This window comes from Paenibacillus crassostreae, assembly GCF_001857945.1.
Taxonomy (GTDB): domain Bacteria; phylum Bacillota; class Bacilli; order Paenibacillales; family Paenibacillaceae; genus Paenibacillus_AQ; species Paenibacillus_AQ crassostreae.
Genome location: NZ_CP017770.1, coordinates 1,007,511 through 1,021,917 on the forward strand (window position 1 = coordinate 1,007,511; position 14,407 = coordinate 1,021,917).

A 14,407-nucleotide genomic window follows, 5' to 3' on the forward strand; every position below is an offset into this window, starting at 1 on the left:
GAGAAAAGTGCCTAATTCGATATTCAGCGATTTACACGTGATAATAAGGCGAACGCTAGTTCTTGCGAATGTATGCTCTATTTTCTATTGTTTCTTACAACTGCACTTGGTTTACACTGACTACCTCGCTTATCGTAATACCAACCCCTAATAGGACGTGCATCGCAATGTTGGCAGTTCCTATGACCTTGTGACTTCTCCTTGCAATGAGAGCAGATAAAGACGTCCTTCGGTTCCGTAAACACTTCTCTAATAAAGTTAAATAGTCCCACCAAATCACATCCTCACAAGCGTACTAGGACAAAAGAAAAAGCCACATAAGCGAGTGGCCAACGCAGACGATTAGATCACCATACCCTTCTGTTAAAACGGATATTAAAAGGCTACTACATAACAGTTACTGAGATTAAATCAATTTCATCGCCACCGCAATTCATTTCAGGGAACGTTGGGTCACAATACTTCCGAATACCGTTAGCACGGTTGCAATCACATGAACCATTCCCATCTTCCCAATAAAATTCTGCAGTCTCTCCTGTAATCTCCTCTGGGCCATATTCTGATTCGTCCACAAATCTATACGTGGTCTCTTTATACTTTAAAACAATCTCAACTGACATGATTACACCTCCTGGTATTAAAACATTAAAGCGATCTACGAGACTCGAACTCGTATCATCAGATTGGAAGTCTGAGGCACAACCTTTATACCAAGACCGCATAGACGCGCCTTCCAGCATTTAACCTTCAGGCGCTACATTCATCCCCTTCAACGTATTAGCACAATATATTGATGGGTAGAAAATCAAAAGAGAACAGTTACCCCGCTTTTACTACCCTTGCGACTTTGTAGGACTTGCCTCTATTCGCCTACAGCCGTCAAACAGGTACATGATTGTGTCGGGTGCTGCTCTCTTTCTTGATTTCCTATGCTATAAATATAACACCCCAAAAGCCTAGCGTTTCATAGTCTTTCCACAATATTAACTATTTTTTTTAACAATTGTTTCCGCGACTCTATCAGTTACCAATAAGATTTATATTAACTTTACTGTGAATATGATGTACCCTTTAGGAGAATGATATAAAACCATATGTAGCTGATCTATAAGAGGAGCGTGCAGTCATTGGCGATTAATAAAGATAAAAATATAAAGAGTAAACCTTGGTATTTCACAATTGAGGTCCCAGAGAATGGTGAACGTAAGCGTAAAAAGTTCCGCGGATTCAAAACAAAGAAAGAGGCTGAAATAGCACAGAGAGAGCTACTTGCAGAGCTAGGAAAGGGACTCGACTTGGATGCCTCTAAGACTCTTTATAGAGATTTCATGAGAGATTACCTTAATGACAAGAAAACTAGCGTTAAGTCAAGCACATTAGCCACCTATTCAGCATTAGTCAACAATCACATAATACCTGCTCTTGGAAACCTTCCACTTTCAGACATTAAACCAAGACACATCCAAAACCTTTATAACGATTTATTTGAGTCCGGTCATCTTGCTGATGAAAACATACAAAAGGTTCATTCGATTATTAATGAATCTTTGAACAAAGCTGCCGGCTGGGACATGATTATAAAAAATCCTACTGCAATAGTGGACAGGCCAAAAGCTAGAAAAAAAGAAATGCTCTACTGGTCTGAAGAGGAATCACACAAATTCTTAGCAGTTGCCCGCAATGATAGATACTACCACGCCTTTTTGTTAGCACTCACTACTGGCATGCGTCAGGGAGAGATACTTGGCCTTCGTTGGAAAGATGTGGACTTTGAGAGAAGGACCATATCCATCGTTCAGATTCTTAGTCACAATGGTAAAGAATTTCAAACTGGAGCTAAAACGGATTCTGGTTCTCGCTCTATTGGTGTTGATCGAAGTACGATTGCTGAGCTTCGAGGTCTTCAAAAAAGATGTCGTGAAGAAAAAATTAATGATAAACGTATCTACCAAGATAACGATCTAGTGATATGCACTACGGTCGGAACTCCTCTCTCTCCTCGCAACTTGAATAGATCATTTTCTCGTCTAATCGAAAACAATGTTGATATTAAAAAGATTAGATTCCACGATCTTCGACATACGCATGTAGTTATGCTTCTTAAAGCTAGAGAAAATAATAAACGAATTGCAGACCGGATGGGCTGGTCAAGTGTTAAAATGATTGATCGTTACGCTCATATCATGCCAGACATGCAACAAGAGACAGCCGACCTATTTGGAGCAGTGTTTTATAAAAGTGGTGCCGAAACTGGTGCCGCAAAAGAGGTAAACTGAGGATTTTAGAGGAAGATAGGAACGGAATACGAACACCCTAAAACCGCATAATAGTAGGGTATTGGAGGTCATCGGAAGAAACAGGAAGAATGTGCCGATATCTTGACAGGGTAGGGGTCAATGGTTCGAATCCATTACAGATCATCACTTTAAAACGCTAAAACTCCTTATATCATAAGGAGTTTTTCTTTTTGTCGGTTATCGGAGAAGTTGAAAAAAATCGAAGAAAATTGAAATTGGGGACGGATTGGGGACGGGATTTTCCTTGAGATTGCTTACAATAGAATTGACCATCTGAAATATTGATAATAAAAAGAAAAACTAGACGTTAATCTGTCGTTAAATCGCGGTTTATCTTATCAGGAAAAATAAATTCCACGCGACTTCCATCTGGATAATTCTCAAGCTGATTACCAACCCAGCTTCCCGCCCCTCGATTGTCACTCGGCGTTATGTATGCAATATCAGCACCTGCTCCGCCTTCCTTACACATGGCCATTGGCCACTCATCCCGGTCATAACCTTTCTTAGTAGGGATACCCTTCAACGATTCGTCACGATTATCTTCCGCTCCTGCCCGATCAATGGTACAGATCGCAGAATATCCAGCTTCAATAGCTTCCTGTATGTGGGCTGCCGTTTTGGGATAACGATCAACTGGAAACTCTATGTAATAATCAGCTTCCGTTTCAACTACAATAACATCTTTAGCCTTAGGTATCTCAATGATATCGAAATAATATAATCCTACTAAAACTACTAATACAAGAAATAGACGCGATAATGAACGTTTTAACTTCCTCAATCTGTGAACTCCTCTCATGTAAAAAAGCCTCTGTGTAATTTATTAATATATCATATTTCTAGTTTTGTTTCCATGCATGTGCCTTGCCTATTTCTTATTTCTATGTCTTTTGTTATGTTGATCAGCTCAAATCCCAGCTATAATAAAATTACATCATGCAGTTTGTTGGAGGAGTTATAAAACTCTATTAACATCAAAACAACCTTCAACCCACTACTAAAAGTGGAATTGAAGGTTGTTTCTCATACTCATTCCTAATCTTGACTCTTCTCATACGCAATCAATGTCACTTCTTTACCCGTTAGATCGTATAGGCGTGCTTCCGCTTCTTGGATCGCCTTCAACGTCTGATCATCCCCGTTTAATGGTGCAATTTGATACTGATCACTTTGAATATTCATATTTTCCCCTGCCTCACTAATCATTTTCTCCTAGGTTTCCCAAGTTGATTTCGACTATTCATTTTCACTCTATTATCTTTTAGGGATACGCCAGTTAATCGGCAATACTCCAACAGATTCTAGAAATGCATTACTCTGCGAGAAAGGTTTACTTCCGAAAAATCCACGATAGGCAGCCAACGGACTCGGATGACTTGATTTTATCACCTTATGTTTACTCATATCGATCAGCGACGTTTTCTTCTGCGCATGACTTCCCCATAGAATAAACACCACGGGTTGCACACGTTCATTTAATTTCTGAATAATAGCATCCGTAAAGTTCTCCCACCCCATGCCCTGGTGAGAAGCTGGTTGCCCCTCCTGCACGGTGAGTACGGTATTTAACAAAAGAACCCCTTCATTCGCCCAATCCTCAAGAGAACCATGATTAGGAGGCCCCACCTGCAAATCTGTCGCTAATTCTTTATGAATATTTCTCAGAGAAGGTGGAATAGGTACTCCGTGCATAACCGAGAAACTTAGTCCATGAGCTTGTCCAACACCATGGTAAGGGTCTTGACCTAATATTACAGCTTTCGTCGTGTGATATGACGTCAGTTTAAGCGCTTGAAACAGATAATCTCTGGGAGGAAGTATTGTATGATGTTCATATTGATCACTTATTTTTTGCTGTAATTCAATGAAATAAGTCTTTCTTATTTCGTCTTGCAATTGTGTATCCCAATCATTACCAAACAATCTAAATATCCCCTTTCACATTCTTCTTCATTACTAAAAAACAAGCCAACTCCTGCATTTAATCAATCTAAACTCTACGCACCTGACAAAGGATCGTCAATAGTTTAAAAAACTGCTATATTGTAATTGATAATGATTATCAAATACGAAAGAGTGATAGAGATGATGCATACCCTGCTTTCCAGCGGTTCCTTCCCGCATCCCCATAGCTTCCATATTCCCATGAATGAAATCCCAGTTGAGCCAAAACGCATCGTTGCCGAGGAATACCTAGGAAGCCTGATTGCTCTGGATGCTATTCCTGTAGGTGCTCCCGGACTGACTTTGGAGAATATGTACTTCAAAGAAGCGCTTACTAGCGTAACCGATACCGGAACCTATGGGCAAATGTCGCCCGAGAATATCATCGCACTTGAGCCCGATCTTATTATTTCCGGCATGGCCGACAGCTACGATACCTTAAGCCGAATTGCCCCTACCATCATCGTGCCTTACGGAAATTTAAAAGATGCACATGAAGAGTTAACCTATTTCGGAGAACTACTGGGCAAAGAACAGGAAGCCAAGGACTGGCTGGTTCAATACGACGAACGTATTGCTGCAGCCAAGGCCAAGGTGGAAGCATCCATCCCTGCTGATGCCACTTTCAGCATCCTTGAACGTGCCGACAAGTCCATTCGGGCCTATGGAGACAACTTTGGACGCGGAGGACAACCTGTCTATCAGGCGTTTGGATTCAAGCCTCCCGCTGATGTTGCAGAGGAAATCATGGACAAACAGTGGGCGGAAATTTCAAACGAGGTGCTTCATGAATATGCCGGGGATTACCTCATCGTGACCGACAACGTCCTAACCCTGCAGGACTACAAGGATGATCCGATCTGGGGCAGCCTGCCCGCGGTCAAAAACAATCATATTTATGTTTGGAAAGAAGAAAGATCCTGGTATTATGATCCAATTGCTGTTCTTTCCCAAACGGAGGAACTCGCAGCTTGGCTCACTGCCTGACAATAATTATCATAAGCGGGTTAATCGTCTGTAATTGACGATGTAGCCCATTTTTAACCAATGAAAAAAGGAGAGAACTCGTTAAGAGTCCTCTCCTCTGCTGTTTCAAACACAAGGATTTTCGAAAAAAACCTTATCAATCAAGGATGCCGAGGACGGGGGTCGAACCCGTACGGTACTCACGTACCGCAGGATTTTAAGTCCTGTGCGTCTGCCTGTTCCGCCACCCCGGCATATATATTCGAATGTCTAACTTTTTTTAAAAGTAACGTTCGAATTCAACTTTTTTATTATACGTTATATTATTGTTAATTTCAACTTTTTTCTCAGAAAAATTTATACAGCATCAAGATCATCCATAAATCATCATACATCACACCTTCATACCTCCCATCATACATTATGGATAATCACCTATGTAAAGGAGCAGATTTAATGATCGAACAGAAATATAATGCCCCTCGTTTCAGCTCAATTCTCGAAGAACAATCCTTACGACAAGAACTTATTCTTGATCACACCATTGCAGATGTTACTGGAGATCGTCTTCGCGATCAAATATGGTTAACAGGCATGAAGAAAGAACCCGAAAGTCCACATATAACTAATATTGCTATTATCATTCAAGATGCTGCTACTTCACAAACGTATCGAATACAACCGAAAGAGAACTCGGGATATAATCCCCGCTTATTCGTAGGCGATTTTACAGGAGATGGCGTCTCAGATATCCTAGTAACGATAGATAGTGGTGGATCAGGAGCAACGACATATGACTATTTATACACTTTCGTTCAAGGAAAACCTCAACTTCTATTCAGCTCTGATGCATATAACGAGTATTGGAAGTATACTGTATCCTTTCTAGATGGATATCGTCTCCGAATAATCAATAGCAACACATCACGAGTATATACGTTAGACATCACCTCTCGAGGTAAAGAATACTTGGATGAAATCTATAATACTGATGGAACGTTAAAGTCGCCCATTGAAGGCTGGGTAGACCCGCTCAGTGGCTTATATCCAGTTGACTTCGACGGTAACGGGGTATATGAGTTACTGGCATTCCAAGGTGTAAGCGGACGATATCATGCCGACAGCTTTGGTTATATACAGAATGCTCTGAAATGGCAAAAGAACGGCTGGATATTACAAAATCAATGGTTAGCGATCTACGGGGCACCTGAATAGATTCAAGCAAGTAGAAACGGATATAACGTCCTTTTCAAGGACGAAATCCGTATCTGCGGAAATATAAGAAAAAAGAAGAGGAACTTGTTAACCAAGTTCCTCTTCTTTGCTCGTATCAATGTCCACTCGGAACTGATAAGCCTATCTTATCTATGAGAATTCGACTTTCCTCATTCAGTCCCACTATTTTAACGTGTTTACCCATCTGCTCATATTTCGTTATCACTTTTACTATCGCTGTTACCGCGGATTGATCCCATATATGTGAACGACTGAAATTAATAATGATATGATCAGGATCTTCTATATAGTTGAATAGACTAACAAAGTCTGTCATCGTCCCAAAGAACATTTGACCTCTAACCTTATATTCCTTATGTCCATCCTGCCCGATTGATTGTTCCAGCGTAATCCTCCCTATTTTCCAAGCAAAAAATAAAGCACTTAGCAATACACCTGCAAAGACCCCATAAGATAAATTATTCGTCATTACAACGATGACTACTGTAACAATCATAACCAGTGCATCTGTTCGAGGTATGCGATTTAACTCCTTCAGTGAATCCCAATTAAAAGTACCAATACAGACCATGATCATCACCCCAACAAGTGCAGCCATTGGAATCTTGGTAACTACAGGACCTAGTACGATAATGAGGAATAACAGAAATACTCCTGCAACCAAAGTGGATAAGCGCTTACGCCCACCAGACTTCACATTAATAACTGATTGACCAATCATCGCACAGCCCGCCATACCACCGAAGAAGCCTGTAACGACATTGGCTATACCTTGTCCCTTAACTTCTCTGTTCTTATTACTGGATGTATCCGTCAATTCATCTAGAAGCGTCGCAGTTAGGAGTGACTCCAGAATACCCACAATAGCTAAAGAGATTGAATAAGGCAGGATAATAAGTAACGTATCCAGTGAAAAAAGAACCTGTGGGATATGAAGGAGGGGTAATGCGTTCGTAATAGCTCCCATATCTCCAACCGTACTAATATTTAGTCCCAAACTGATCGAAATAATAGAGACCACAATGATTGCAACTAACGCAGAGGGAACTGCTTTGGTGAAGAGAGGAAATATGTAGATAATGGCTAACGTTAAAGCTACCAATCCATACATGACCCAATTTTGTCCTTTAAAATGTGTCAGTTGAGCAATGAAGATCAGAATGGCTAGTGCATTCACGAATCCATTCATAACTGAATGTGGGATGAATTTGACCAAATGACCTATTTTCAATAAGCCTAGGACATATTGGATGATCCCCGTAAGGATTGTTGCTGCGAATAAATACTCAAGCCCGTGATCCTTAACCAAAGTTACCATCAGTAGTGCCATCGCACCGGTAGCTGCTGAGATCATACCTGGTCTTCCGCCTACAAAAGAAATCACAACAGCCATACAGAACGAGGCGTACAGTCCTACCATTGGGCTAACACCTGCAATGATAGAGAATGCGATCGCTTCTGGTATTAGTGCTAATGCAACTGTCATCCCAGATAACACATCTCTTCGTGTATTTCCAAACCAGGTTGAACTATTTAATTGTATTGTTGTCAAAGTCATAACCTCCACACAATGAATTACATTTCTCAAAAAAAAGACAAACAAAAAATCCTTACAATAGCAAGGATTTCTTAAAAGTGGGCCTTGAGGGACTCGAACCCCCGACCAATCGGTTATGAGCCGACCGCTCTAACCAACTGAGCTAAAGGCCCTTAATAATGTATAATCCCGTATGAACAATGGCAATTTATTTAATTGCGGGGGCAGGATTTGAACCTGCGGCCTTCGGGTTATGAGCCCGACGAGCTACCGTGCTGCTCCACCCCGCGTCAGTAAATTATTCAAACAGCGACAAGAATTAATATACAACATTAACACCACATATGTCAAGTTTTTTATTCAAAGAATGAAGCGAACACCAAATCTCCCTTTGCGTGAACGGAATATTTCTACAGAATTTGGTTCTTCATATCCATAAATCCAACCATCTTGTTCTAACCTTTGGGCAAGACAACTCGCTTGAAATTCACTCCGATATAACTTTGCGAAATAGATCCACTTCATTTCTTCTCTCCTCTTTCCCCTAAAGATTGAAAAATGATGTTGGAGATATTGTTACCTAGTTCATTCAGATCAATGCACTTCATCGGAACTTATCATAATAAAAAGGATACCAACCCAATGATTGGGTGATATCCTTTTCTGCAAACCATAATAATTACTATACACCGAAGGACGAGGGATCTTCTCTCCAAGCCTTCAACACCGTAATATCTCCTGCTTCAATCTTTCCTTGTTCAAGAGCAACTTCCATTAATGCTCCGTAGTTAGACAGACTCTGAAGTGGAATGCCAGCTTCTGCAAAAGCATCTACAGCTTGATCCAACTGGTAGCTAAAAATCGCTAGAACAGCCATTGGTTGGCCCCCTGCTTCCTTAACCGCTAATGCAGCTTTCAATGAACTACCTCCAGTGGAGATCAGATCCTCAATAACAACCACCTTCTGGTTAGGCTTGATATGCCCCTCGATCTGATTCTGTTTACCATGCCCTTTAGCCTTATCACGAATATAAGCCATTGGAAGATTTAGCTTCTGAGCTACCCAAGCAGCATGAGGGATACCCGCTGTTGCTGTTCCAGCAATAACTTCTGCTTCCGGATACTGCTCACGAATCACTGTTGCGAATGATTCTGCAATATAGTCACGAATCACTGGATATGACATCGTTAGGCGATTGTCACAATAGATCGGTGATTTGATACCAGAGGTCCATGTGAATGGTTGTTTGGGACTTAAAGCAACTGCTTCAATCTGTAGTAAATAACTTGCAATGGAACCAGGGATTTCCGCTACTTTACTCATGCTTCCATCATCTCCTTAATGATTTGTTCTGCTGCTTCACGGGGATTATTAGCCGCTGTAATAGGTCGTCCAACAACGATATAGTGACTTCCTTGCTGGATTGCTTCACCAGGTGTTAACACTCTTGATTGATCTCCTATTGCACTTCCTGCTGGACGAATGCCAGGGGTCACAGTAATAAATTCTTTACCACATGTTTTACTAATCAATGGTACTTCTTGGGCAGAAGCTACGACTCCATTCAATCCCGCTGAAGCTGTAAGTTTTGCATATTTAACAACAGCATCTTGTATAGTACCTTCTATACCAATCTGTTCATTTAGTACGGTTTGACTTGTGCTAGTCAATTGAGTAACAGCAATAATGATGGGCTTCGATAAAGTATCATCACTTACTAATGCTGCCGTCATTCCCTCATAAGCTGCCTGCAACATTTGTGTTCCACCAGCTGCATGAACATTGAACATATCCACACCAAGCCGGGTGATGCTCTCGGCACCACCCTTAACGGTGTTAGGAATATCATGCATTTTCAAATCCAAGAAAACAGAGTACCCTCTATCCTTTAATTCGCGTACAAAATCCGGGCCTGCAGCATAAAACAGCTGCATCCCGACCTTCATATAACATGGAATTCCTTGAAGTTGCTCTACTAAACCAAGTGCCTGAGTAGCATCTGGATAATCCAGTGCTACGATCAGACGACCAGCCATTTCCTTATATGCTTGATTCATTCGTATTCTCCTTATTGCCCAATAAATGATGGCATAGCTTGGGATGAGAAATTAATGGTATCTAGCATGATTAGTAATGCTCTAACAGTATCTAGAGAAGTCATACACACAATGCCATTCTCTACAGCTTCACGGCGAATTCGGAATCCATCACGTTGTGGTAGTTTACCCTTCGTAAGTGTATTAAAGACAAAGGATGCTTCTCCAGTACGGATTAGATCAAGAATGTTTGGTGTTCCTTCACTCAACTTATGAACGGTAGTTACATCAAGTCCAGCTGCATTTAGAGCGTCTGCTGTTCCACCTGTTGCATATATTTTGTAGCCTAATCTCTTGAACCCAGTCATCAATTCTACTGCTTCATCTTTATCTTTATCAGCTACAGTGACAATGATTGACCCAGTGGATGGTATCTTCATACCAGCTCCAATCAAGCCTTTGTATAATGCCTTCGCATATTGAAGATCACGACCCATAACTTCTCCTGTTGATTTCATCTCAGGCCCAAGCGTGGTATCAACTCTACGTAGTTTGGCGAATGAGAATACCGGTACCTTCACCGACACATATTTACTTTCAGGCCACAGACCTTCTTGATAGCCCAAATCTTTCAGCTTCTTACCAAGAATAGCTTGCATAGCTAGGTTAGCCATCGGAATTGTCGTTACCTTGCTCAAGAATGGAACGGTACGTGATGAACGTGGGTTCACTTCGATCACATATACTTCATCTTTGTAAATAACAAACTGTATGTTGACAAGTCCAATCGTCTTCAATTCTTTGGCTACTTTTATCGTGATGTTCACGATTTTCTCTTTCAGATGCTCTTCTAAATGTTGCGGTGGATAGACAGCAATCGAATCTCCTGAGTGAACCCCAGCGCGTTCGATATGCTCCATTATTCCTGGAATTAATACCGTCTCACCATCACAGATCGCATCAACTTCTACTTCTTTACCAAGCATATATCTATCAATAAGTACGGGATGTTCTGGATTAATCTTCACTGCATACTCCATGTAATTCAACAGTTCTTCATCAGAATATACAATTTCCATTGCACGTCCACCTAGTACATAAGAAGGACGAACTAATACAGGGTATCCAATCTTATCTGCAGTTGCAACGGCTTCATCGACAGAAATTACTGTTTTACCATTCGGTTGAGCTACATCCAGACGGGTAAGTAACGCTTCAAATTTCTTACGATCTTCGGCTTCATCAATGCTTGCTAGACTAGTACCCAAGATATTCACACCAGCGGCACTCAATGGTGCTGCTAAGTTAATTGCCGTCTGTCCTCCGAATTGTACAATTACACCAACTGGCTTCTCCTGCTCAATAACATTCATAACATCTTCGAAGAATAAAGGTTCAAAATATAGTCGATCCGATGTATTGAAGTCCGTGGATACCGTTTCAGGGTTATTGTTGATAATAACAGCCTCGTAGCCTGCCTTTTGAATAGCCCATACAGCATGCACAGTTGAATAGTCGAATTCAATCCCTTGCCCGATACGAATCGGTCCTGATCCTAAGACCAGAATTTTTTCCTTCGATGATTGAATAACTTCATTCTCGGTCTCATAAGTGGAGTAGTAATAAGGTGTGGACGCTTCGAATTCTGCCGCGCAAGTATCCACCATTTTGTACACTGGACGAAGGTTATGATTTAATCTAAAATCACGTACTTCTACTTCAGATGTATGATGTTTAGTTGACGTATTCTGTTTACGAATCTCAGCGATAGATTTGTCAGTAAATCCAAGTCTTTTCGCTTGATACAAAGTCTCATAAGTAAGTGTTTCTTCTTCTTGAATACGAGTCTCAAACTTAATGATCCCCTCAAGTTTGTCAAGGAACCACCAATCCACTTGTGTTAAATCTTGAATTTGTTGCAGTGTATAACCACGACGGAAAGCTTCGGCGATGAGGAAGATACGCTCGTCATCTGGTTTCTCAAGACGCTCATTCAGAACATCTTCAGTTAGTAACTCTGTTCCCTCTAGATTAAAGCGGTGAACACCGATCTCTAATGAACGAACAGCTTTATGAATGGACTCCTCGAAAGTACGGCCGATAGCCATAATTTCTCCAGTTGCCTTCATTTGTGTTCCTAACTTACGGTTCGCATGAACGAATTTATCGAAAGGCCAACGTGGAATTTTACTTACGATATAATCCAATGCAGGTTCAAAGCAAGCATATGTTTGTCCTGTTACAGGGTTAATAATTTCATCTAAGGTGTATCCCATCGCAATTTTTGCTGCCATTTTGGCAATAGGATACCCTGTCGCTTTGGAAGCCAGTGCAGATGAACGACTCACACGTGGGTTTACTTCAATGACATAATATTGAAAACTATGAGGATCTAATGCAAATTGTACGTTACATCCACCTTCAATATTCAGTGCACGAATAATTTTGAGTGAAGCCGATCTTAGCATTTGATATTCACGGTCAGATAATGTCTGGCTAGGTGCTACAACAATACTATCACCAGTATGCACGCCTACAGGATCGAAATTCTCCATGTTACATACCACGATACAGTTATCATTGGCATCACGCATAACTTCGTATTCTACTTCTTTAAGTCCTGCAATACTCTTCTCAATCAGACATTGTCCGATAGGACTATAGCGAATACCAGATACGACGGTCTCACGAAGTTCTTCTTCTGTTGCACAGATTCCTCCTCCTGTACCACCAAGTGTATATGCAGGACGAACGATTAGTGGATATCCGATCTCAGTTGCGAACTCAAGCGCCTCTTCTAAAGTAGTTACAATAGAACTCTCAGGTACAGGTTGTTCAAGCTCATTCATTAAGTCTCTGAATAGATCACGATCCTCAGCTTTTTCAATCGATTCTAGCTGTGTTCCTAACAACTTCACATTCTCTTGTTCAAGAACACCTGCGCGTGCTAATTCAACTGCCATGTTAAGCCCCGTCTGACCACCAAGTGTTGGCAGCAACCCATCTGGACGTTCTTGACGAATAATCTGTGTAACAAATTCTAATGTAATAGGTTCGATATACACTTTATCAGCCATATTCGTATCCGTCATAATCGTTGCCGGGTTACTATTGATCAGAATAACCTCGATACCTTCTTCTTTCAAAGCTTGACAAGCTTGTGTTCCTGCATAGTCAAATTCAGCTGCTTGACCAATGACGATTGGGCCTGATCCGATCACAAGTATTTTCTTTAGTTCATTATTTTTAGGCATGTTGTAGAGCTCCTTTCACGCTTGCAGCTAATTCAGCTTGACGCGGTTTAGCAGGGTGATTTAATTTATGATCCGCGATCATTTTGAGAAATTGGTCGAACAAATAGCTACTTTCTTCTGGCCCAGGTGACGCTTCCGGATGATACTGTACAGAAAATGCCGGATGAATACGATGTTTCAATCCTTCAACTGTCTTATCATTATTGTTGATATGTGTGATTTCTAAATCTGTTCCTTTTATTGATTCTTCATTTACGGCATAACCATGATTCTGTGATGTTATGAAGCAACGATTTGTCGCTAAATCCTTCACAGGATGATTCCCCCCGCGGTGTCCGAATTTCAATTTCTCCGTATCCGCACCTGATGCTAAAGCAAATAGTTGATGTCCAAGACAGATTCCAAAGATCGGATATTCTCCAATCAACTGGGACACAGTACGTATCGCTTCTGGAACATCCTTCGGATCCCCAGGTCCATTAGATAACAGCACTCCATCAGGACGCAAATGACGGATTTGTTCAGCTGTAGTGTCATGTGGTACCACGATCACATCACAATGACGAGTATTAAGTTCACGCAGTATCCCATTTTTCGCTCCGAAATCCACTAATACGATCCGCTCTTTCGTCCCAGGACTAGTGTAAATATTCTTAGTTGAGGTAATAGCTACCTGATTTCTTAAAATTTCACTACCAATTAATCTTTCTTGCAATTCCTCAACGGAAGCTGCCGAAGTGGTTAGAATCCCTCTCATTGTACCGTGGCTACGAATCATTCGAGTTAACATACGAGTATCAATATCACTGATTCCAACAATTCCATGTTCTTTCAAAAGTGCATCTAAGCTATACTCTGCACGCCAGTTACTTGGAATTGGTTCATGGCGACGTACAACGAATCCATGAATAAAAGGTGCATAAGATTCGAAATCATCGCGTGTAATTCCATAATTACCAATCAAGGGTTGTGTCATCGTTACAATCTGTCCACAGTATGACGGATCAGATAGTACTTCTTGATACCCTGTAATACCTGTATTAAAAACAACCTCACCTGTAGATTCACCATCTGCACCAAATGCCAACCCGGTAAATAGTGTACCATTCTCTAATAATAATCTTGCCTGCATT

At 41.0% G+C, this 14,407-nt stretch carries 13 protein-coding genes and 4 tRNA genes; 3 read left to right on the plus strand and 14 right to left on the minus strand.

The window, feature by feature from the left end:
• Window positions 1–386: 386 nt before the first annotated feature.
• The gene (locus LPB68_RS05020; protein ID WP_068659597.1) at window positions 387–620 is read right to left on the minus strand and encodes a hypothetical protein; all 234 of its coding nucleotides are present in this window, start codon (window positions 618–620) and stop codon (window positions 387–389) included.
• Window positions 621–649: 29 nt separating this feature from the next.
• Window positions 650–720, minus strand: a tRNA-Gly gene (locus LPB68_RS05025).
• A 407-nt stretch (window positions 721–1,127) separates the two neighbouring features.
• Between LPB68_RS05025 and LPB68_RS05030 the strand changes: the two genes are divergently transcribed.
• Window positions 1,128–2,276 carry a site-specific integrase gene (locus tag LPB68_RS05030; RefSeq protein ID WP_068659595.1) on the plus strand — a complete coding sequence of 383 codons (1,149 nt, stop codon included), beginning with the start codon at window positions 1,128–1,130 and terminating at the stop codon, window positions 2,274–2,276.
• A 328-nt stretch (window positions 2,277–2,604) separates the two neighbouring features.
• On the opposite strand, the gene LPB68_RS05035 is transcribed toward LPB68_RS05030, so the two are convergent.
• The 3 genes from LPB68_RS05035 to LPB68_RS05040 all read right to left on the minus strand — a co-directional run bounded on the left by LPB68_RS05035 (window position 2,605) and on the right by LPB68_RS05040 (window position 4,223).
• The gene (locus tag LPB68_RS05035) at window positions 2,605–3,006 is read right to left on the minus strand and encodes a NucA/NucB deoxyribonuclease domain-containing protein (protein WP_232510267.1); all 402 of its coding nucleotides are present in this window, start codon (window positions 3,004–3,006) and stop codon (window positions 2,605–2,607) included.
• 329 nt (window positions 3,007–3,335) lie between these two features.
• Entirely contained in the window at window positions 3,336–3,482 is a 147-nt protein-coding gene (locus tag LPB68_RS23090) for a hypothetical protein (RefSeq protein WP_198402169.1), read from the minus strand.
• Window positions 3,483–3,554: 72 nt separating this feature from the next.
• Window positions 3,555–4,223 carry a uracil-DNA glycosylase gene (locus LPB68_RS05040; RefSeq protein WP_068659591.1) on the minus strand — a complete coding sequence of 223 codons (669 nt, stop codon included), beginning with the start codon at window positions 4,221–4,223 and terminating at the stop codon, window positions 3,555–3,557.
• Window positions 4,224–4,445: 222 nt separating this feature from the next.
• Here LPB68_RS05040 and LPB68_RS05045 point away from each other — a divergent pair, with 222 nt between their 5' ends.
• On the plus strand, window positions 4,446–5,231 hold the full coding sequence (locus LPB68_RS05045) for an ABC transporter substrate-binding protein (protein WP_237087918.1): 786 nt from the start codon (window positions 4,446–4,448) through the stop codon (window positions 5,229–5,231).
• 147 nt (window positions 5,232–5,378) lie between these two features.
• Here the strand turns inward: LPB68_RS05045 and LPB68_RS05050 are convergent.
• Window positions 5,379–5,464: transfer RNA gene (locus LPB68_RS05050), tRNA-Leu, on the minus strand.
• Between the two features lie 202 nt (window positions 5,465–5,666).
• Between LPB68_RS05050 and LPB68_RS05055 the strand changes: the two genes are divergently transcribed.
• The gene (locus LPB68_RS05055; RefSeq protein WP_068659589.1) at window positions 5,667–6,425 is read left to right on the plus strand and encodes a spore coat protein; all 759 of its coding nucleotides are present in this window, start codon (window positions 5,667–5,669) and stop codon (window positions 6,423–6,425) included.
• A 115-nt stretch (window positions 6,426–6,540) separates the two neighbouring features.
• On the opposite strand, the gene LPB68_RS05060 is transcribed toward LPB68_RS05055, so the two are convergent.
• The 8 genes from LPB68_RS05060 to carA all read right to left on the minus strand — a co-directional run bounded on the left by LPB68_RS05060 (window position 6,541) and on the right by carA (window position 14,406).
• A complete protein-coding gene (locus LPB68_RS05060; protein WP_257786625.1) occupies window positions 6,541–7,998 on the minus strand; it encodes a SulP family inorganic anion transporter in 1,458 nt (485 codons plus the stop codon).
• Between the two features lie 84 nt (window positions 7,999–8,082).
• Window positions 8,083–8,156 (minus strand) — tRNA-Ile (locus LPB68_RS05065).
• Window positions 8,157–8,199: 43 nt separating this feature from the next.
• Window positions 8,200–8,273 (minus strand) — tRNA-Met (locus tag LPB68_RS05070).
• 70 nt (window positions 8,274–8,343) lie between these two features.
• Window positions 8,344–8,508, minus strand: coding sequence for a hypothetical protein (locus tag LPB68_RS23095; RefSeq protein WP_198402168.1), 165 nt, complete (start codon window positions 8,506–8,508; stop codon window positions 8,344–8,346).
• Between the two features lie 157 nt (window positions 8,509–8,665).
• Entirely contained in the window at window positions 8,666–9,307 is a 642-nt protein-coding gene (gene pyrE, locus LPB68_RS05075; protein ID WP_068659585.1) for an orotate phosphoribosyltransferase, read from the minus strand.
• On the minus strand, window positions 9,304–10,041 hold the full coding sequence (pyrF, locus tag LPB68_RS05080) for an orotidine-5'-phosphate decarboxylase (protein WP_068659583.1): 738 nt from the start codon (window positions 10,039–10,041) through the stop codon (window positions 9,304–9,306). The genes pyrE and pyrF overlap by 4 nt, the downstream gene beginning before the upstream one ends.
• Before the next feature lie 11 nt (window positions 10,042–10,052).
• Window positions 10,053–13,274 carry a carbamoyl-phosphate synthase large subunit gene (carB, locus tag LPB68_RS05085; protein WP_068659581.1) on the minus strand — a complete coding sequence of 1,074 codons (3,222 nt, stop codon included), beginning with the start codon at window positions 13,272–13,274 and terminating at the stop codon, window positions 10,053–10,055.
• Window positions 13,267–14,406, minus strand: coding sequence for a glutamine-hydrolyzing carbamoyl-phosphate synthase small subunit (gene carA, locus LPB68_RS05090; RefSeq protein WP_068659579.1), 1,140 nt, complete (start codon window positions 14,404–14,406; stop codon window positions 13,267–13,269). The genes carB and carA overlap by 8 nt, the downstream gene beginning before the upstream one ends.
• Window position 14,407: the final 1 nt, after the last annotated feature.

What these genes read in the sequence shown, in the direction of transcription:
- LPB68_RS05020 (WP_068659597.1), bottom strand. Translation starts at nt 620, where the DNA reads ATGTCAGTTGAGATTGTTTTAAAGTATAAAGAGACCACGTATAGATTT.
- LPB68_RS23090 (WP_198402169.1), bottom strand. Translation starts at nt 3,482, where the DNA reads ATGAATATTCAAAGTGATCAGTATCAAATTGCACCATTAAACGGGGAT.
- LPB68_RS05045 (WP_237087918.1), top strand. Translation starts at nt 4,446, where the DNA reads ATGAATGAAATCCCAGTTGAGCCAAAACGCATCGTTGCCGAGGAATAC.
- LPB68_RS05055 (WP_068659589.1), top strand. Translation starts at nt 5,667, where the DNA reads ATGATCGAACAGAAATATAATGCCCCTCGTTTCAGCTCAATTCTCGAA.
- LPB68_RS23095 (WP_198402168.1), bottom strand. Translation starts at nt 8,508, where the DNA reads ATGAAGTGGATCTATTTCGCAAAGTTATATCGGAGTGAATTTCAAGCG.
- pyrE (WP_068659585.1), bottom strand. Translation starts at nt 9,307, where the DNA reads ATGAGTAAAGTAGCGGAAATCCCTGGTTCCATTGCAAGTTATTTACTA.
- pyrF (WP_068659583.1), bottom strand. Translation starts at nt 10,041, where the DNA reads ATGAATCAAGCATATAAGGAAATGGCTGGTCGTCTGATCGTAGCACTG.
- carB (WP_068659581.1), bottom strand. Translation starts at nt 13,274, where the DNA reads ATGCCTAAAAATAATGAACTAAAGAAAATACTTGTGATCGGATCAGGC.
- carA (WP_068659579.1), bottom strand. Translation starts at nt 14,406, where the DNA reads ATGCAGGCAAGATTATTATTAGAGAATGGTACACTATTTACCGGGTTG.